This window comes from Exiguobacterium sp. s161 (genome assembly GCF_018619045.1).
Classification (GTDB): domain Bacteria; phylum Bacillota; class Bacilli; order Exiguobacteriales; family Exiguobacteriaceae; genus Exiguobacterium_A; species Exiguobacterium_A indicum.
This window is the reverse complement of record NZ_JACSNH010000001.1, coordinates 1,179,351-1,198,032: the sequence shown is the minus strand read 5'-3', so window position 1 is coordinate 1,198,032 and position 18,682 is coordinate 1,179,351. Positions and strand designations below refer to the sequence as shown.

General features: G+C 47.4%; 25 protein-coding genes. 12 read left to right on the top strand and 13 right to left on the bottom strand.

Annotation, left to right across the window (positions count from 1 at the left end; translation table 11 throughout):
• Positions 1-3 precede the first annotated feature (3 nt).
• The gene (locus KNQ14_RS05920) at positions 4-867 is read left to right on the top strand and encodes an NAD-dependent epimerase/dehydratase family protein (RefSeq protein ID WP_214860038.1); all 864 of its coding nucleotides are present in this window, start codon (positions 4-6) and stop codon (positions 865-867) included.
• Positions 868-975: 108 nt separating this feature from the next.
• On the opposite strand, the gene KNQ14_RS05915 is transcribed toward KNQ14_RS05920, so the two are convergent.
• The gene (locus tag KNQ14_RS05915) at positions 976-1,881 is read right to left on the bottom strand and encodes a phosphotransferase (RefSeq protein WP_214860036.1); all 906 of its coding nucleotides are present in this window, start codon (positions 1,879-1,881) and stop codon (positions 976-978) included.
• Between the two features lie 89 nt (positions 1,882-1,970).
• Here KNQ14_RS05915 and KNQ14_RS05910 point away from each other — a divergent pair, with 89 nt between their 5' ends.
• Complete coding sequence (locus KNQ14_RS05910) at positions 1,971-2,372, top strand: VOC family protein (RefSeq protein ID WP_214860034.1); 402 nt, start codon at positions 1,971-1,973, stop codon at positions 2,370-2,372.
• Positions 2,373-2,378: 6 nt separating this feature from the next.
• Positions 2,379-2,702, top strand: a complete 324-nt coding sequence (locus KNQ14_RS05905) for a YnfA family protein (RefSeq protein ID WP_081637374.1) — start codon at positions 2,379-2,381, stop codon at positions 2,700-2,702.
• Between the two features lie 79 nt (positions 2,703-2,781).
• On the opposite strand, the gene KNQ14_RS05900 is transcribed toward KNQ14_RS05905, so the two are convergent.
• The 5 genes from KNQ14_RS05900 to KNQ14_RS05880 are packed head-to-tail and all read right to left on the bottom strand — an operon-like array spanning position 2,782 to position 4,605.
• A complete protein-coding gene (locus KNQ14_RS05900; RefSeq protein ID WP_214860025.1) occupies positions 2,782-3,135 on the bottom strand; it encodes a DUF2178 domain-containing protein in 354 nt (117 codons plus the stop codon).
• Positions 3,132-3,347, bottom strand: coding sequence for a helix-turn-helix transcriptional regulator (locus tag KNQ14_RS05895; RefSeq protein ID WP_251138277.1), 216 nt, complete (start codon positions 3,345-3,347; stop codon positions 3,132-3,134). Before KNQ14_RS05895 ends, KNQ14_RS05900 begins: the two co-directional genes overlap by 4 nt.
• A 56-nt stretch (positions 3,348-3,403) precedes the next feature.
• A complete protein-coding gene (locus KNQ14_RS05890; protein ID WP_251138276.1) occupies positions 3,404-3,859 on the bottom strand; it encodes a GNAT family N-acetyltransferase in 456 nt (151 codons plus the stop codon).
• A gap of 16 nt (positions 3,860-3,875) precedes the next feature.
• Positions 3,876-4,220: a DUF3147 family protein gene (locus tag KNQ14_RS05885; protein ID WP_214860024.1), complete on the bottom strand. Its 345-nt coding sequence runs from the start codon at positions 4,218-4,220 to the stop codon at positions 3,876-3,878.
• Positions 4,201-4,605 (bottom strand): MarR family winged helix-turn-helix transcriptional regulator, encoded by a 405-nt coding sequence (locus KNQ14_RS05880; protein ID WP_214860023.1) that lies wholly within the window; start codon positions 4,603-4,605, stop codon positions 4,201-4,203. Before KNQ14_RS05880 ends, KNQ14_RS05885 begins: the two co-directional genes overlap by 20 nt.
• A gap of 74 nt (positions 4,606-4,679) precedes the next feature.
• Between KNQ14_RS05880 and KNQ14_RS05875 the strand changes: the two genes are divergently transcribed.
• The gene (locus tag KNQ14_RS05875; protein ID WP_214860022.1) at positions 4,680-5,036 is read left to right on the top strand and encodes a hypothetical protein; all 357 of its coding nucleotides are present in this window, start codon (positions 4,680-4,682) and stop codon (positions 5,034-5,036) included.
• Between the two features lie 12 nt (positions 5,037-5,048).
• On the top strand, positions 5,049-5,816 hold the full coding sequence (locus KNQ14_RS05870) for a nucleotidyltransferase domain-containing protein (RefSeq protein WP_214860021.1): 768 nt from the start codon (positions 5,049-5,051) through the stop codon (positions 5,814-5,816).
• On the opposite strand, the gene KNQ14_RS05865 is transcribed toward KNQ14_RS05870, so the two are convergent.
• Entirely contained in the window at positions 5,805-6,515 is a 711-nt protein-coding gene (locus KNQ14_RS05865; protein ID WP_214860016.1) for an SAM-dependent methyltransferase, read from the bottom strand. The genes KNQ14_RS05870 and KNQ14_RS05865 overlap by 12 nt on opposite strands.
• Before the next feature lie 183 nt (positions 6,516-6,698).
• On the opposite strand from KNQ14_RS05865, the gene KNQ14_RS05860 reads away from it, so the two are divergent.
• Positions 6,699-7,334, top strand: a complete 636-nt coding sequence (locus KNQ14_RS05860) for a homing endonuclease associated repeat-containing protein (protein WP_214860014.1) — start codon at positions 6,699-6,701, stop codon at positions 7,332-7,334.
• Positions 7,335-7,382: 48 nt separating this feature from the next.
• On the opposite strand, the gene KNQ14_RS05855 is transcribed toward KNQ14_RS05860, so the two are convergent.
• Genes KNQ14_RS05855 through KNQ14_RS05845 form a run of 3 tightly spaced genes read right to left on the bottom strand, consistent with a single transcriptional unit; the run spans position 7,383 to position 8,654 of the window.
• Positions 7,383-7,793: a DUF4362 domain-containing protein gene (locus KNQ14_RS05855; protein WP_214860012.1), complete on the bottom strand. Its 411-nt coding sequence runs from the start codon at positions 7,791-7,793 to the stop codon at positions 7,383-7,385.
• Positions 7,794-7,810: 17 nt separating this feature from the next.
• Entirely contained in the window at positions 7,811-8,317 is a 507-nt protein-coding gene (locus tag KNQ14_RS05850) for an SRPBCC family protein (RefSeq protein ID WP_214860010.1), read from the bottom strand.
• Positions 8,289-8,654, bottom strand: a complete 366-nt coding sequence (locus tag KNQ14_RS05845; protein WP_214860008.1) for an ArsR/SmtB family transcription factor — start codon at positions 8,652-8,654, stop codon at positions 8,289-8,291. Before KNQ14_RS05845 ends, KNQ14_RS05850 begins: the two co-directional genes overlap by 29 nt.
• Positions 8,655-8,789: 135 nt before the next feature.
• Here KNQ14_RS05845 and KNQ14_RS05840 point away from each other — a divergent pair, with 135 nt between their 5' ends.
• Positions 8,790-9,644: a LysR family transcriptional regulator gene (locus KNQ14_RS05840; RefSeq protein ID WP_214860004.1), complete on the top strand. Its 855-nt coding sequence runs from the start codon at positions 8,790-8,792 to the stop codon at positions 9,642-9,644.
• Here KNQ14_RS05840 and KNQ14_RS05835 read toward each other — a convergent pair.
• Positions 9,632-10,261 carry a hypothetical protein gene (locus KNQ14_RS05835; RefSeq protein WP_214860003.1) on the bottom strand — a complete coding sequence of 210 codons (630 nt, stop codon included), beginning with the start codon at positions 10,259-10,261 and terminating at the stop codon, positions 9,632-9,634. The genes KNQ14_RS05840 and KNQ14_RS05835 overlap by 13 nt on opposite strands.
• Before the next feature lie 118 nt (positions 10,262-10,379).
• Between KNQ14_RS05835 and KNQ14_RS05830 the strand changes: the two genes are divergently transcribed.
• The 3 genes from KNQ14_RS05830 to KNQ14_RS05820 all read left to right on the top strand — a co-directional run bounded on the left by KNQ14_RS05830 (position 10,380) and on the right by KNQ14_RS05820 (position 13,060).
• Positions 10,380-11,147: an SDR family NAD(P)-dependent oxidoreductase gene (locus KNQ14_RS05830; RefSeq protein ID WP_214860001.1), complete on the top strand. Its 768-nt coding sequence runs from the start codon at positions 10,380-10,382 to the stop codon at positions 11,145-11,147.
• 63 nt (positions 11,148-11,210) lie between these two features.
• On the top strand, positions 11,211-12,008 hold the full coding sequence (locus KNQ14_RS05825; protein WP_214859999.1) for an SDR family NAD(P)-dependent oxidoreductase: 798 nt from the start codon (positions 11,211-11,213) through the stop codon (positions 12,006-12,008).
• 26 nt (positions 12,009-12,034) lie between these two features.
• A complete protein-coding gene (locus KNQ14_RS05820; protein ID WP_214859992.1) occupies positions 12,035-13,060 on the top strand; it encodes a phosphotransferase enzyme family protein in 1,026 nt (341 codons plus the stop codon).
• Between the two features lie 17 nt (positions 13,061-13,077).
• Here KNQ14_RS05820 and KNQ14_RS05815 read toward each other — a convergent pair whose 3' ends face one another.
• Positions 13,078-14,325 (bottom strand): polysaccharide deacetylase family protein, encoded by a 1,248-nt coding sequence (locus tag KNQ14_RS05815; RefSeq protein WP_251138275.1) that lies wholly within the window; start codon positions 14,323-14,325, stop codon positions 13,078-13,080.
• Between the two features lie 193 nt (positions 14,326-14,518).
• Between KNQ14_RS05815 and KNQ14_RS05810 the strand changes: the two genes are divergently transcribed.
• Positions 14,519-15,934 carry an NAD-dependent succinate-semialdehyde dehydrogenase gene (locus tag KNQ14_RS05810; protein WP_029341858.1) on the top strand — a complete coding sequence of 472 codons (1,416 nt, stop codon included), beginning with the start codon at positions 14,519-14,521 and terminating at the stop codon, positions 15,932-15,934.
• 155 nt (positions 15,935-16,089) lie between these two features.
• Positions 16,090-16,533 (top strand): NUDIX hydrolase, encoded by a 444-nt coding sequence (locus tag KNQ14_RS05805; protein WP_214859989.1) that lies wholly within the window; start codon positions 16,090-16,092, stop codon positions 16,531-16,533.
• Positions 16,534-16,618: 85 nt separating this feature from the next.
• Here KNQ14_RS05805 and KNQ14_RS05800 read toward each other — a convergent pair whose 3' ends face one another.
• A complete protein-coding gene (locus tag KNQ14_RS05800) occupies positions 16,619-18,634 on the bottom strand; it encodes a Na+/H+ antiporter (protein ID WP_214859987.1) in 2,016 nt (671 codons plus the stop codon).
• Positions 18,635-18,682 lie beyond the last annotated feature (48 nt).

Genomic DNA, 18,682 nt, shown 5'->3' with positions numbered 1-18,682 from the left:
CTTATGAACCTGAAAGAGAGTACGATTTTAGTTACAGGAATGACCGGAACGCTTGGCTCTCGTGTTGCGCGACGTTTTCTAGAAGAAGCGCGTGAAGTGCGCTGTTTGTATCGCTCTCAGGAACAAGCGGATCAATACGCTTTCAAAGATGTCCACGCAGTCATCGGTGAGCTCGGTGATCCGGATTCGCTTCTAACAGCACTTCAAGGCGTCGATCTGTTGATTCACTGTGCTGCCTATCTCGGAGATGATCCCGATTTAGCACAGGAAGCAAATGTCACAGGTGTACAACATCTCGCGGATGCTGCGACAAAAGCTCGTGTCAAGCGCATCGTTCATATCTCGACGACTTCCGTGTACGGCGAAGTCGTGAGTGGACATTTTACGGAAACGTCACCACTCCTACCGTCCGAACACGTCTACATTCATACAAAACAGGAATCCGAACGCCTGTTACAGGAAAACACACCCAATTCCGATTTAATCATCTTACGTCCAGGATCAATTTGTGCCGAGAAGCAGTCCTACTGGGGGGATCGTCAAGTCGAGCGGATGAAGGAGGCGGAAGTGATTACCTGGGTGCATCCGGACGATGTCGTCCCGTGGGTCCATACCGATAATCTAGTCGAGATGATCGTCATCGCCGCAAAAAATGCGCATAATGGGGACACCTTTAATGCGATTGATGCGAATCTACCTGAGACGGATTTTCGGATGAAGTTGATCACAGCAAGTGACAAGCCGTACCAAACACCGAATCGTTCGGCGGAATGCGCTACTTTCTCAAACGAACGAATCAAACGACTCGGATATGTTCCGATTCGTACTCCTGAATCAACTATTGAACAGTTGGTCAAATCGTTTTAATAACGAAGAGGCATCGAATCGAGTGATTCGGTGCCTCTTTTTATGCTTATCTTACCGACATCCACTTGATCCAGCGATTCCGGTCGTGAGCTCGTAATTCTTTTATCGTTAAAAGGACTCGTTCCGCCTCAGGGATTCCACTTTTCCCAGTGAGCGATTGAGATTAAAATCCAGCCAGTCGAGCTTTCCTTGAACACTGCTATCGATGACGTGCGTCCAGTCGACATCAGGCAAACGTTGGTTTGTCGCGTAACCATCAAGAAATGCGTTAAATCGAACGCGGTCAAACGTATCGTTTTCCTGCTTCGACCAATAACAGGCTGTCTCGAATACGTCGACGGCTCGATGGATCAGACCCGCAGACTCCCAGTCAATCAGGACTGGACCCGTTGGTGTCCAGAGGACGTTCTTTGGATCGAGATCACGATGACTGACGATCCAGTCTACTGGCAGTTGTTTCTGTGCTTCCTGTGCTAATCTTTCAATTCGTTGCAACTGTTCCTGCTCTTCCATGAATAGATGCAACCACTTTGCTTGCTGCCGTTTTCCTTCTTCTAAATGACCATTCCAATCGATTGAAGTACTTGAGGTATCCGGCTTTATAAAGCCAGTCGTCGCTATAGAAAGACCGTGCAATCGTCCTAATTGAACTCCGATTTGTCGTGCATGTGCCGATCGAAGCTGGTCGGTTGATAACATCTTGCCATCGATCCAGTCAAACAAAAGGTAATCCGAGCCGTCAATCGTTTGTATCGCTTGGTCTTTGATGCGACGTGCTGGTAATGCTGCTAAGTGAAATGATGCTTGCATGGCGACCGCTTCAGACATCTTAAAATTATTTCGTGCTTCAGGGCGTCGCATGATGTCGGGATTCAATCGTTTTAAGACGTAAGATCCAGTCGTCGTATGTAGTCGCCATGTCTCATGCAAGAGTCCGCCAGCCAATCGTACAGGTTCGCTAATCATTTGCCCTAATAAAAAACGTCCACAAATCAAATTCATCGTTTGTTGCATCAGATTCTCCATTTCGTTCGTTCCAACCGATCCGTGAAATGCTACACTAGTTTTGCATGATTTCATTGAACACGAAGGAAGGTTTTAGTATGAAACAAATTCATCACATCTGTATTCAGACGACAGACTATGCTGCGTCTAAACAATTTTATGAACAACTTGGATTCTCACTCGTTCAAGAGTCACCTGGTTTTCACGACCGCGCCTTTAACAGTTGGTTACGTCTCGGTGACTTTTATATCGAATTGCAAACACCTAAATCGGGTCAACCGTTCACCGATTACACAAAACAAGCGGCGGGTCCCGTCCATTTCGCTCTCTACGTTGACGACTTGCAAGAAGAAGTAGCACGCCTGGAACGACTCGGGATGCCTTTTCTACCGAAACACGGCGGAAACATCTACTTCGTCGTCGATGGTCATCTCAGCAAATTAAAAGCACCCGAAGGAACAATCATCGAATTACGGGATACGTTTGCGATCGAGGGCTGAACCGTGATGATGTCCGCTTTAATCTTTATTGCAGCCGGTATAAGTGAGATAGGTGGAGGTTATTTGATTTGGCTGTGGCTAAGAGAGGGACGCCCATCGTACTTCGGTCTGATTGGTGGATTAACTCTCGTTTTGTACGGTATCATTGCAACATTTCAGCAGTTTCCGACATTCGGTCGTGTCTATGCAGCGTATGGTGGTGTATTCATCGTCATGTCCGTATTTTGGGGCTGGATCGTAGATCGTAAGTCACCAGATTCGTATGACATGATTGGTGCTTTGATCTGTTTAATCGGCGTCAGTGTCATGCTGTTTGCTCCGCGGCACTAATTTTTAAGGACCAAGAGAGGAATGTAGCTTTTTCCTCTCTTTGTTTTATCCAATCATCGAGGAATCTTTAGCCCCTAATTCACATCTTTCGATTCACATACAGCAACATAATCGGGAAGAGTAAGATTTGCCCTCCTAATGCTAGCAACAGAGCAAATTGAATGTCTATTATGATCGACAGATTGACGAGAATCAAGATCAAAAATAGATATCCGATACTTACGAGATAAGCGATATGTCCACTACGGATTTTAATCATTCCTTGGCGCTCATCATACGGTTCCGTTGGCGAGAATACCGTTCCTGCGATACGTGACGTGACACCAGCTAAAGTGAGGATGATTCCGAGTGTTTTAGCCGCCGGATCTGTCACCGTTAAGTACAGACCTACTCCAATTAAAATGATATCTAACAACACATTGACTCGCTTCATTCTACTCCCTCCTCATTCACTCGATTCGGTATAAAGATCTCTTCGATTCGCCGTTCAAACAGATCAGCTAGTGTAAACGCGAGGTCGAGTGACGGATTATACCGCTCTTTTTCGATGGAAATGACCGTCTGACGCGACACGTTCAATCGTTTTGCCAGTTCGCTTTGCGACAAACCTCGTTCTTCGCGCATCTCCTTGACCTTATTTTTCATGATTTCACCTCGTAGTCCCACTATATGTAAATAACATACCACCTGTCAAGTTTCCTTTACACCTTCTTCATACGCTCCCACATGATATACCGATCGTCTCTCCCGACCTGAATCAATCCCGCTTTTTCGAGTACTCGGATTGATGCTTGATTCGTCGACTCCGTCTTCGCAAGTACCCCTGTCACTTCCGTTTGTTCAAACGCCCATTCAATCAATACTTGAACTGCTTCCGTCGCAAACCCTTGATTGAGATACGCTGGTAACAGACCATAACCGATTTCGACCGCTTGTCGTATGTCCGGCTTCCCCTTGAATCCGATATCCCCGATTACTTGACCATCCTTTGTCATGACGAGCCAACTGCCCCAGTATAGCAGCGAGGGATCTGACGCTATTGACATCAAATGATGCTGAACTTCCGGTCCGTTATCGTAGTGCTGTTGTTGTAAACGTGTCACGTCATTCGCTGTACATGGATGAATCGTCAATCGCTTTGTTTGAAGGGTTATCATTACGTTGTCTCCTTTTCTAGGTTTGACACCACTGTTGTAGGTGACGCTGGATATACCAACAAGCGATAAAAAAGCTCGTCGCACCGAGTATACTGTAAAAAATAGGAATACCCGAGCGAATCAATCCATATAAGACGGCAAGCAATAAGAACGTCGCTGGTAATCCGAGTAACACACTCTTTAAGAATGTACTCAGTTCTGCCCGTTCACTTCCCTGTTTAACGAGCCAGGCAAAGCTGATCAGACTGACGACGGGCAATGCAGACAACACACCACCCAGTGACGGTGAACGCCGGGCGACTTCCGTGACGAGACCGATGACCAGTGCGCTCGACAGCACTTTAACGAGAAAAGCAGTCATCTGCCGCCTCCCGCAACAATCGAAACGCCTGTTCAATCGCCTGTTGGTCTGTTTTTGACATCGTAGCAAGGACTTGATTTAACCGCTCGGGATCGAGTTCTGTATGACGACGAACGATTGTATCCCCTATGTCTGTCAAACCAATCGTCACTTGGCGTTGGTCTTCTGGATTCCGTTTTTTTTCGATATAGCCTAATCTCTCCAACTTTTTGACGTGCTCGGACGTCGTATTATGTGAGAGGCGAAATGCCTCGGCAATCTGCTTGATCGTCGGATTCACCGCAAATTGAATGTATTGCAAAATACGCACACTTTGGTGAGACAGGTTTTCTTCGAACCGTGGATGTAGTTGATAATAGATTTTTGCGAAATCAGATGAAATCATATTACTCCCCCTTATATCGTATAATACGAATATATCGTAAATTACGATATATAAACAGAGAAAGAGGTATTTTCATGAAAAAAGTGTTAGCTACTATCGTATTGGTCATTCTTTGTCTCAGTGGATGCTTAGCGGAGACGACGATGACAACGACGGATCTCATCGCGGCGGAAGCCATTAAACAAGCTCAAGACGTCAGCCGCTTAAACGATCGCGTGTATCGACTAGATCAGGTCGTAACCGTCTCGAGTCTTTCTTTGACTCCCGGACCACGTATCCAAAAAATATCATCCGAAAAGACGCTCAAGAACGGCATGGCAACTCGTCTTAAGAGCGGTACGGTCATCTATCAAGAAAAAGATGATACGATGTTTCTATATGTGCAGCGAAACAAGAAGTGGTATCGCTATCAATCCATCCCTGAAGGATGAGGAGGAAAACAGATGCAGTATCCAACGACATTGGGCACGAAAAATGGCTACATCCACAATTCAACTTCCAATGAAGCGATTCCTGTCCGTTATCGTTCCGTGATTCGAGACGTCGTCGCCTTCGTACAAACCTTATCCGCGTTTCATGGCGTGTACTTGTATGGCAGCGTCGCCAAAGGAACGGCGCGTCCCTTTGAATCCGATCTCGATTTTACACTGATTTTGACAGAACCTTTGACGGAAGAAGAACACATGCAGTTAGATAAAAGGACGGAACACTGGTTGAAGGACTATCCATTCGTCACCAAAATCGATTATGACATCGGTCTGCTTGGCGACGTCATTCGGGATGACGAAGTTCTTCGCTGGGGCGTCTGGTTGAAATCCGTCAACTTGTTTTTGGCAGGCGAAAATCTCCAAAGCCGATTTCCATCCCTTCGTCCGACACGCGCTCTTGGCTACGCGTTAAACAATGGAGTATGTGAGCAGTTGAAAACGGATTTATTTCTCTTAGAAACCGGTCAGGTCGCTCTGCTTCATTCCGATTCGATCGTGAAACGGATTGTTCGGAGTGCCTATCACCTTATTCTAGAAGACGATCAAAGCTTCGTGCATGACCTAGAGACACTCCGCCCAATCCTGCTTTATTATTTCCCTGACGAACCGCGCTTTTTGTCACTGTTCACCGCATACGATACACACCAAATCGTTTCGCAAGAAGATGTCTACTACTTTGTTGACTGGTTCGCGTCTCGAATGCCGGACGAATCAATCCTTTAATCGAAACAGACCAGTCCACAGTCCAGCATGACCAAATAATGCCTCTGGATTGTCGACGGGTTTCATTTTCGTTAGTTCGATGACGTCGAATGCATCGAATATGGCGAGTAACCGCTCTTTCGTATAGCCGAGTCCACCTTGGAGACTGTTTTCTTGATAGACCTCCCAGTCCGTCAACGTCGCCCCGCCAAGCGGACCGCCCGCAACAAAACACGTCAATCCGAAATATCCTCCTGGGCGCAACATCTCCTTCAGTCGCGTCACATAAGTCACACGTCGATGTGGCGCCATATGATGAAAACAGCCGGAATCGTAAATGAAATCATATGTATTCTGTTCGGTCGTCTCTAGAAAATCTTGCTTTCGAAACGCAACATGTGCCCCAGTCTGTTGCGCTTGTTCTGTTGCCCAGTCTAACGCGGTTGCTGAAAGATCCAGTCCCGTCACCGAGAAACCGTGTGTTGCGAGATAAATCGCATTTCGACCCGGTCCTGTTCCGAGATCTAATGCGTCACCAGGCGAGAGCCAGCCCTCTTCGACGTAGCGAACTAAGTTCTCGTCCGGAATGTTCTTAAAAAACGGGACCGGTTTCGACCGATCTTCATAGAACTTGTCCCAAAACGGTTCTGGTTCACGTAATCGTGCGTCGAGCATCTTTAAAATATCCTCCATCGTATCAATCGTCTGTGTTTCTGTCATTGATCAGTTCCCCCTCTTTTCTTCTATATTATTGTATTCGTGTTTCAGCTCTGATTTTCCTGTATTTCTTGGATAAAAATGCGCTATTTTTCTTACCTTACGATATTGTTAGTATGTTCTCGCAATCCCTCATGCTACACTAGCCTGTAATTGAAACAACCATTCAAAAGGGAGATATCTTGCATGCGTCAACATCCGACTTCCACTTCCACTTTAGCAACGGATGAGAAGATCATCCGCTTGGTTCAAGGTCTTCATCAAATGCACCATTCACCTATGAAAGCTACCCATTATCAAAAGTTAGCAGCTCAACTTCCTTACCCTTCGCTTGAAGAGATCAACGCCCGATTCGGTTCGTGGGCGCACCTGTTAGAACGAGCTGGAATCGTCAAGGCTTCCCATTTATCGACGAAAGAACGCATGACGTTGAACCGTCCCGCTGCAGTCAAGCGAACGAAGCGGTGGTCGATCGAAGAGAGCGTCGCCTTTTATGTCGCTCAAAAAGGAACGAACATGACAATCCGCTCCTACACGGAATTGCGAGATCTACACCCCGAGATGCTGAGTGCGAATACGATCATTCGTCGGTTCGGCACCTGGAAAAAGGCCTTGGCACACTTCGATCTTACCTCGAACGGCTTCTTCACCGATCAAGACTGCTTAGACGCTCTTCAACAAGCTGCAGCCACACATGGACCGCTTCTGACGAGTCAACAATATGCCAAGTGGGCGCGTGCGCACCAAGCACCTTCACTGACGTTGTTGATTGAACGCTTCTCCAGTTGGCGCGAAGCCTTGCGTCGTCTCGACAGCGAATAAAAAGGATCGTGCCCGCTGATTGATTCGACGGGACACGATCCTTTTTGATTATTGTTTTGGCAATCGTAAGAGCTCATGATCCGCCCCTTCAGCGCATTGGCGTAACGTATAGACCGACTGTTCCTTCTCGCTTGTCTTGACGAGTCGCTTACAGACTTCGTTTTTACGATCATCGTCTGTCGTGCCGAATTGATCACGCGATGAATCAGACGTGTATTGATACGACTTGCCATCATACTTGACATCATACAATACCGGGTCTCCTTCAGTCGTAAATGCCGTGATGCGGATCTGATCTGATTTGCCTTGCGTTGACTTTTTTAAAAAGGATTCAAATCGGTCGCTGTTCGTAACATCATTCTGGACGATGATGTCGCCATTCTCCTTCGCCTCTTCCATCGTATATTTTCCACAACCGGCTAAACAAAGCAGACATACTATAAGACCAAGCTTCCGCATCCCTCACCGACTCCTTCTCAACGTTTTGCTAATAATCGATCAAGGCGATACAGTTGCGACGTAAAGCCTTCCTTCATCCCCATACTGAGTACTTCTTGCACGGCTGCTTCTGTCTCATAGGTTGACTCGAAGACGATCAACGTCGTCTCCCCGTGGTCGAGGAATGTCGTGACATTCTCGCTTCCTGGCAAATGTTCAGAGATCGCTCCTGACGCGTCTGAGAAATAATCGGCATGACTATACGTGTTCGGAGCATCGATGTGTCTGAAAATCGCTTTTCCCCACGATTCCATGCCGTAAAAGTCACCTTGCGCCGGATCAACACAGCGCATGCAATAATGCCATACACCACCCGGTTGAAACTCAAACGTCTTGATCGTCGTCTCCCAGCCTTCCGGTCCCCACCACGCTTCGAGCTGCTCTTTTTCCGTGAATGCGGCAAAGACGCTATCTCGTGGCGCCTCGCACGTCCATTCCATTCGTAGCGTCTTTCCCTCAATCGAAGTCTTCAATTTCTTTTTCATTCGTCCCGTCTCCCTTCACGTTCGGCTGAATCTGCTTCAAATGTGCGTCTAGACGATGCATGCGGGCTTCCATTTGCGCAAGCGAGTTGCTCCACATGACGAGCTCTCGAAACGCTTCTGGGCGAAGGCTATACAAGCGACGATTCGCCTGCCGTTCGACAGTGATTAGTTCCGCGTCAAGCAACAGCTTCAAATGCTTCGAGGTTTGCGGTTGGCGTAAGTGTAGTTGTTCAGCTAACTCATTGACGGAGCGAGGACCATTTCGTAACGCTTCGATGAGTTGAATCCGTGTCGCGTCTCCGAGAGCTGAGAATCGTATTGGTATCCGATCATTCATATCCGTTCACCTCTTTATTTTATATATTCCCAATTTGGAATATTCCAAACTAAGAATATAAAAATGCAAAATGATTGTCAGATGCATTCAAATGGCGTACGTTCTAAACAACCTGTATGAAAAGAGCGTGAACCAATGAAGACAGAATGGATGGAAGCATTCCTCGTCACCGCGGAGACCGGTAGCCTGACGAAAGCAAGCGAAGTACTGCATATGACGCAACCGGCGTTAAGTAAACAAATCAAAAGTCTTGAGAGTGCACTCGACGTCTCGTTGTTACACCGTTCGGCACATGGTGTCACGTTGACGACAGCTGGCGAAATTGTCTTTGAAGAGAGTCGTGAACTGCTTGACCGGATCGATCAGATGAAACGACGGATCGGTACGATCGACGAACGGACGACGTTGACACTCGGATCATGGCCAAGCGTCGCGATGACGTATCTCCCGCGTCACGTCTCGCGTCAAGCGACGGCCCCGGATCTCAAATTGAAGACAGCGCATACGACGATCGATTTGATGCAAGGTCTTGAAGAACGCCGATACGATGCTGTCTTACTCGACGATCGTCACCATGTCCATCCGTATCATACGACGCATTTGTATACGGAGAACTTTTTGCTTTATGTGCATCAAGACGACGAACGATTTATAGGCTGTACGTCTGTGGCGTTTGAGCAAATTCGTGACGCCTCTTTCTTATCGCTTCCGATCGATTGCGATTCGACGAACATCCTAAAGGACGCGTTCATCGAGCGAGGTGCCGTCTATCAAGCAGAAAACGAGATGGAATTCGGTTCAAGCGTCCTCGGTTTCATCCGTGCAGGACTTGGTATCGCTCTATTGCCGGAGATTTTCCAAGACGGACTATCCCCTGAAATCAAGACGTTACCGGTCGACGGGTTTGATGTCGTCCGCGAATTGTCGCTCGTCTCACGAGACGCTTCCCATCATGCGATCCTGCTTGATTTACTCGGTCAGTCGCGCTGAAGGTGCACTTGTAGTCCATGTCTCAGATGTTCGATCTGATCTTGTGAAATCGCCGAGTCCGGTGTTTCACCGTACCGGACGAGATGATAGATCGATGGATCGAGCGTGACATCAATCCGTTGTAACCATTCGCCGACCGTCTCTTCGGAGCGGCGGCGTTTTTGTCGTGTCAGTTGCCGATCGAACGTTTGTAACAGACGGCGAATTTCTGACTCTGATTCTTCACCAACAAGTGTTTGTCGTATCGAACGATTTGGGGAAAACACCGGCGGCGGCTCCATTAAATCGTCGATTACAGTCTCTCGTCTGCGTCGTTTTCGTAAACGCTTCAAGAAGTAACGCACACTGAAGATGACGATCAGTAATATGACAAGACCGACGACACCGTAAAAGGTAGCAACTCCTAATGCATCCTTATCCGAAAATCCCCCGCTTTGGATGTCGATTTTTTGCTTGGTCGGTTTTCCTTCTTCTTTTCCGCCTCCATCAACCATAAATCGGGCTTGATAGGTTGCCGGATCATAAAAGAAATAACGATAGACTTCTGTACCGACTAGTTGAATCGCAGCAAGGCTCACGAGAGCTATACATATTGTCACAACTAAACCACGCTTCATCTCATCCCTCCTTTTCAATATTTTACCATCTCTACTTTACTATGGAGTGATTTTTCTTTCTTTTCAGTCAATTTTTCATTAGAGTAAGTTATGACTCTTAGTAAAAGGACGTGACATCATGTATCTTCCAAGTTTTTCGTTAACCGAACAGACATTTCTCATCACTGGAGCTGGACGAGGCATCGGACGCGCGCTCGCCATCGGGATGGCAGAAGCCGGTGCTAACATCATTCTCGTCGCCCGGACGGAACAGGATTTGAAGGAGACGGCACAAGAAATCGAGCGACTCGGTCGAACGGCTTACATATTCCCGTGCGACATCACTGACCGGAAACAAGTCGTCGAGACGGTAGCTCGTGCCTACGAACAAGTACCGCAGATTGATGGGCTCGTCAACAACGCTGGAATGAACATTCGCTCGAAAGCACTCGATGTGACGGAAGACGAGTGGGAAACGATCCAACAGACCAATCTGAAATCCGCTTTCTTCTTTGCTCAAGAAATTGGTAAACGGATGCAGGAGACAGGTGGAAGCATTTTAAATATCGCCTCGGTTGCTGGTCACGTCGCCTTACGGACCGGCGTCGTATATGCGACGACGAAAGCGGCAATGATTCAGATGACGAAAGTACTGGCGCTTGAATGGGGACCACAAAATATTCGCGTCAATGCAATCGGACCGTGGTATTTTAAGACACCATTAACAGAACCATTGCTGGAAGATCCTACATACCTGCAAGAGATCGTTGACGTGACACCGCTCGGTCGGGTCGGTGAATTAGAAGAACTGGTTGGACCAGCTGTCTTCTTATCGTCTGCTGCAGCCCGTTACGTGACCGGACAAACGCTTTATGTCGATGGTGGGATGACGATTAAAGGTTTTTAAAGACAGAAGAAGACGGATGCGCATCTGCCCATCCGTCTTCTCGTATCTGAAAGGAGTTTCATCATGTCAACACGTATTGCACTCGTCGCTGGTGCCTCCCGTGGCGCCGGACGTGGCATCGCTTATGCCTTGGGTGACGCTGGAACGATTGTCTACGTCACAGGACGGAGTACGAATGAACAGGCAACGGATCAACGAAGCGAAACGATCGAAGAGACGGCTGCTGGTGTCACAGCACGCGGCGGACTTGGCATCCCGATCGTTTGTGACCATACGAGTCTTGACGATATCGATCGTCTGATTCAGCAGATTCAGCACCAACATGGTCGAATCGATCTCCTCGTCAACTGCGTGTTCGGTGGTTCGGAAAGCCACTTACCGTCTGGAACCGGACGACGGTTTTGGGAGCGACCACCGGAACATTGGGACGCGATGATGTCTGCCGGACCAAAAGCGTATTTGTGGACGATTCGGGCTGCGATGCCATTGCTGCAACAGAGTCCAGCTGCGCTCGTCATCAATGTGACGTCATTCACTCCAGAGCAGGTGTCTGGAAACCTCTATTATGATTTGGCGATGCAAACGATTAATCGAATGACACACGTCATGGCACTGGAGTTAGCTCAGACGACCATCTCCGTTATCGCGCTCTGCCCCGGTTTCATGCGAACGGAACGGGTCGTCGATGCTGGATTCGCGAGTGCCGCGACTGAATCGACGACCTATATCGGACGAGCCGTTACAGCGCTGATGGCGGATGACGATGTTAGCCGTTATTCTGGACAAGCCATCTTCGTTGCCGATCTCGCGAAGACCTATCAATTTACGGATCAGGACGGGACGCAGCCACTACCGTTTTGACCTATACCGTTAGAGGAGTGTAAACTATGTGTCCTGAAGATAATCAATTGATTTCGCTCGCTTTATCACGATTTGGGATTTCATATGATTCTGCTCTAGATTATTCAATCTCTTTATCGACTTTCGGAATTCATGGTGACAAACATTATCGAATAATTTGTAATAGTAACGCTTATTCTTTACGCTTTCTTGCGGATGATCGATATAGTTCTGAGACAGAACTTGCCTCTGCATCTGATTTGAATCAGCAATTATACGCAACTGATAGGATACGTGAACACGGACTCCCCTTCATGAAACGCGTTCAACCGACAACTGACTCAAATACATTTTCAATGATTCAGGATGATGCTGGTCAAGCATGGCGCTGTGTCCTCTTTGATTGGATAGACGGCACACATATTACTGTACAAACCAAATCATCAGCGTCAAAAATGGGTGCGTTGCTAAGACAACTACATGATATACCGGTCGATTCGCAATTTTCTTTTCCGGTCGTTGACCATACCGTCGCCTATCAAAAATGGCATCATGATTTATCAAAGGTAGATACTGTCATCACCTCAATAGAACAACAAAGGTTAGGTAACTATCTCGATCTCGTCCAGTTTCATATCTGTCAGGCACAACTCAGATCGAAGAACGATATGCTACCTGTTTTATCAACAGACCTCAATGCACTAAATATCTTATGGAGGAACGATCATATCGTCGGAATCGTTGATCATGAACATATCGGTTACTCTGATCGTATACAAGACCTCGCATGGATCCTTAAATGGTATGCACGAAATGAAGGGATTCATTCTTTTAGCGTGTCTCCTGAACTAGCGCAAGCGATTTTAGAAAACTACGACATGAATATTTTTGATCACGATGATTTTGTTCGACTTGAATCCTTACTCTGGCTTTCGGGTTGTTTCAATTTCCATTTCGTTCAACAAACATTCAACCTTTTATCTGATTCTATCGTTACAAACGAGGAATTGAGCAATCACCTAGAACGTTACCTTCAAAGAGGAAAAGCTCTCGTCTCACTACTAGCAAGATGATCAATCGAAGGACCAGGTCACTTCCGTTCCGGTCGCGCTGGATCAAAGACCTCTTTTGCATCAAAGAACGGATCGAGGACGTTCGTCTTTCCAGCAACGGCTTGACGTAAACGTATCCCATCAACGTTGATCCGGGCTTGGCGGAAGTAGTCGGGTCCAACTTGCTTCCAAGCATGTTGACTTGCATCGACATTGAAGAAATAGCGGAACCCACTATCGATGAGTAGACGATATTTCTCACCCGAATAATTATGCCAATCCCCGACATCACTGCCGTATGGATAAATCAGTTGCGTCGTTTTTCCAATCAGCGGGGCAACGTCCTGTTTGTAGCGTTTAAGATCCGCGTCAATCGTCGTGACTGATTCTTTTCCGACCCAAACATGTCCGTACGTATGACTCGCGAACTGCCAGCCGTCCTTTTTTAATGCGACGGCGGTCTGTTTCGCTTGTTTCCGTGCCGTTTCAACCTGTTTATTGTGTCCATATTGATTGTAGGAGGAACGATACCCGAGCACCCCATTATAACCTGTAATACCGAGCAACCCTTTTGCTCCTTTATAGGAAAAGTCAGGATGAGACTGGACGAACGCATCGACGATCGGCACGAGATCATAAGCACCATCCGGTTTTCCGACCATCGTGTTGACGATTTTGCCATCCTTCACTTTTAAATTCTTCGCAAATCCATCGCCTTTCATGTATTCGTAATAATTGACGTCGTCCTGCGACAACACGAGCGGTTGTTTTCCTTTTGGTAAACGGACGGGTGTCTCGACGATCTTCCTGTTCACCTCTTTTGCTAAATCTGTTGGTCGGACGAGTACGTAGTTGTTTTTGTACAACGCATCTAAAATCCGTTCGAACTCCTGTTGTGTCACCATGTAATCATCGTATCCCGCTTCCTTCCGGTCGCCATCAAATGCTTGGTTTGGATCAGCAATCAATGAATGGAAAAAGAGATGTGGCACAGGTTTCGTCACAGGCAGGAGCGTCTGCTTTTTCTGTTCGTATTCCTCTTCCCTCTGTTTCGTCTCTTTTGCGCGGACGGGTTTCAACACTTTGATCGCCCGGTCATAATCGTACTGGGCAGCGTAACGATCAGCACGCTGTATCGTCTTTTCTATGTATGCCTGTTGCGAAGCTTGTCTTTTTTGCTGTGTCTCTCGTGTTTTTTCCGACTTTTTCTCGCTGACTTCGCTTTCCCCACATCCACTTAGTAGCAGACTCAGCGCCACACCGCCAATGATCCAGTTCCGTCTCATGTTTTTCGACTCCTTCATCAATTTTGACGTTTTCATTCCCCTCTATTCTAACTGTTCCCGATTGTTCAGTCGATTAACTACTTTTTTGAGTCATTCCGTTTCGTTATGACTGTCCATCCAAAGCGGAACTTCCGCTCACTCGTCTTGAGGTGTTTAATTAAGGACGTAATGAAATTCACGGAGGTGCAACAAGATGATTGAAAAGAACTTAATTAATGGTGAATGGTACGATACGACAGAAACGATTCCGGTCTACGACCCAGCAACGAAAGAACTGCTCGGACATGTTCCTGCAAGTTCAGCGGAAGACGCACAACGTTCCGTTGACGCAGCGAGCGAAGCATTCGTCAAGTGGTCAAATGAAACAGCAGACACACGCGCGAATTTAGTCGATGCCTGGTATCGCTTGATCAACGAACACCGTGAGGAACTCGCTCGGATCATGACGACAGAACAAGGAAAGCCGTACGTCGAAGCACTCGGTGAAGTCGATTACGGAAATCAATACGTCCGTTGGTACGCTGAAGAAGCACGCCGGATTTACGGTGAAACGATTCCGGCTTCTGTTCCAGGAAAACGACTCTTCGTCGAAAAAGAACCAGTCGGTGTCGTTGCAGCGATCACACCATGGAACTTCCCGGCAGCGATGATCACACGTAAACTTGCACCGGCTCTTGCAGCGGGTTGTACGATTGTCCTTAAACCATCGGAAGAAACACCGTTTACGGCACTTCGCCTCGTTGAATTAGCAGAGGAAGCAGGTATCCCTAAAGGTGTCATCAACGTCCTAACAGGTGACGCGGCAACGATCAGTGGTGTCTGGCAAGCTGATTCCCGTGTCCGGAAGATCACGTTCACAGGTTCAACAGCCGTCGGGAAATTGATCATGCGTCAAGCAGCCGATACGATGAAAAAACTATCACTTGAACTCGGTGGTCACGCACCCTTCATCGTCACGGAAAATGCGGATCTCGATAAAGCCGTCGAAGGCGCGATGCGCTCTAAATTCCGAAATGGTGGACAAGCGTGTGTCGCGACGAACCGCTTCTACGTGCAAGCGTCTGTTCTTGACGCATTCACGGAAAAATTCACAGCAGCCGTCAAACAACTGCAAGTCGGGAACGGGATGGACGCTGACTCGACAGTTGGTCCATTGATCAATGCGAAAGCCGTCGCAAAAGTCAAAGCACACATCGATGACGCTGTCGCAAAAGGGGCAACGATCCTGACTGGTGGTACGATTGACGAATCGGTCGGCTACTTCGTCACACCGACCGTGCTTGCCAATGTCACTGAAGACATGCTTTGCATGCAGGAAGAGACGTTTGGTCCGCTCGCACCGATCTCTGTCTTTGAGACGCTTGATGAAGTCATCGAACGGGCGAACAACACACCATACGGACTTGCGGCTTACGCGTTCTCTGAACGCATCGATGAAGCATTGATGCTCGGAAAACGACTCGAATACGGGATCGTCGGTCTGAACGATGGTGCGCCATCTGCAGCACAAGCCCCATTTGGTGGCTATAAAGAGAGTGGTCTTGGACGTGAAGGTGGCGTCTACGGCATCGAAGATTATCTCGAAGTCAAATACTTGTCACTCGGTTAATCCATTAGACGATTTGTTTGAAGCAAACGATCGTCACTCCTAGGAAACCCCTCATTTCTAAAACGAAATGAGGGGTTTTTGTTTGGCATGCTTACATACTATTTTGTAAGGTATGATTGAATTCAAATGATTATACGAAAAGGAGTGATTTAAGAATGGATGTCATCACCTTCGGGCAGCAAGAACAGAACCAACACTACATAACAAGACCTGCTGTTTATGCGGTCATGCGCGACTCTCAAACAGGTAAAATTGCCGTCATTCAAAAAAAGGACGGTAAGTTGTTTCTTCCAGGTGGCGGTATCGAGACCTATGAGACGTATGAAGACTGTCTTAAAAGAGAGGTACTAGAAGAAACGGGGATGGACATCGAAATCGGTGATTTCATCGGACGAGCCAATCAACATTTCTATTCACAAAACGAAACGGCATATTATTTGAACGAAGGGCAGTTCTATCGTTGCGATGCTGGGCAGAAAGTACAAGATCCGATTGAGGATGATCATGCCTTACGATGGATCGAGCCGGTTGAAGCAATCGAACATCTATTTCACGACCATCAACGCTACGCAGTCCAAAAGACGCTATACATGATTTAAATCAAGACGCACAAAAGGAGCACGATTCTCTTGTTCAGAGAAAACGTGCTCCTTTTAAATATGTGACAAACGAACAGTCTCGTTGTTATTCGACGTATTCGTAGAGAACGACACTCTCGATGTAGTGAATGAAGCGGCGTAATTCCTTCTCCTCTTCGTTCGAGAGATCGCCTTCTTTTGACATATTGGCAATTTCAAGACGCTGAACTTCGATGGCCTTCAGACAGAGTTCTTCCTTCTGCTGATCGACGTCCTTGCCGCCAATCGGCGACGACCAACGCGTATGTTTGAAGCGAAGTCGTTTATAGAACTCCAGCACACTTTGAACGACGTCTGGTGGATAAGATGAGCGGCAATTCTCGAGACGTTCGATCACTGTACCCATTACCTTTTCATACAGTTCATGCTCGACTTGTGTCATTTGAATCAACGCATCAGACGACATGTTCGATCGTTTCCGTTTCCACCATAATTTACGAATTGGCTGGACGATCTGGAAACGCGAATCCTTGCCGATCGCCTTACGACGATTTTCGATTGAGCGGAAGACATCTTTCTTCAACAGATCCGGCACCTTGTGCTCGGCGACGAAGCGCTTCGATTCTTCCTTTTCCCACTGGACGGCTTCCAGTCGCAGTGCTTTCAATTGATTATTGAATTGATCGAGCTCTTCCTGACTTTTTTCCTGTGCCCGAAGTAACCGAAGCATGACATGATACTCATTAAGGAGATCAAACGCAACGACCGCATTGTCTTCGTCCGTCACTTGTTTAATTTCTGAGATTGCCCGGCGAATCATCCGTTGTTTTTGGGCATTCAGGTCGAGTGCGATCGGTGTAGCCGCCTCACCACGGTTCAAGACCGGTAAGAGAATCGTTGCGAGAACGAGTGTATAGATGATGACACCCGCTGCAAGGAAGATGATCAATGAGCGTTCCGGGAAGGCTTCGCCGGACTCCGTCAAGAACGGTAATGACAAGACCCCGACCATCGTGATCGTTCCGCGAACCCCGACCAGTGTCGTGATTAAATCTTGTTTGAAGGACGGTCGACGATGATCGCGGTCCTCTTTTTTAAAGAACCGATGATCGAACCAATTGAAGAACATCGTCCAGACGAGACGGATCGCGAGAATGAATGAACCGATTTCGATGACATATAGCATCAGACGCCAGTTGTTGATCGCGTCATCCGCAAAAATCTCGCGTGTCGCTTCTGGCAACGTCAAACCGAGCAATAAGAAGATAATCCCGTTTAACGTATACGCAATCATCGTCCAGATGTTATCTGTCAACGTCTGCTCTTGCGCAAAGAACGTTTCTGTTCGTTCTTTGATCAAGGCATGCAAGATACCACCTGTGACGACAGCGATGACGCCTGACGCGTGAAACCCTTCTTCGGCGATAAAGAAGATAATGAATGGCGTCAAAATTTGCAGCAAAGCATAAAAAACGACGTCTTCAATGCCGGCGCGACGCAAGCGTACCTTGAGAAAGTTCATGGCGAGTGAGATCGTCAACCCGATCACCGCTCCGACGATGAACATGTAGAAGAACTCTGTTGTCGCACTCTGAATCGAGAAGTAACCCGTGAGAACAGCGGCAACAGCATAACTGAACGCGACTAATCCCGATGCATCATTGATCAGCGATTCTCCGCGAACGAGTGTCAAGATTTGTTCTGGAATCTGGACACGTTTTGCAATTCCGTTGACGGCAATTGGATCCGTTGGCGATAAGATTGCGGCTAAGGCAAACGCAGCAGCGACTGGAATGACCGGAATCAACCAATTGATGAAGTATCCTCCGACGATCGTCGTCAATAAGACGAGGATGATTGCATTACCGAAGATCGCTGTGCGCATCCGCCACAAATCTTCGCGCGGAAAGTGAGAGCTATCGTTATAAAGTAACGGAGCAATAAATAACAGGAGGAACCATTCGGATTCGACTTCAATCGTCAAGCCACTCATCAGGAGAGCGGCGACGGTTCCGGCAATGATTTGGATCAAAGCCGTTGGGATGAAACGGATGTAATGTCCGACGACTTGCGTCAGTAAGATGAGCGCAAGCATCAATAAAATCAGTGATAGTGTTTCCATGGAAGACCCCTTCCTCTATTGTTTCTTTCTAGCTATATCGTAACATAG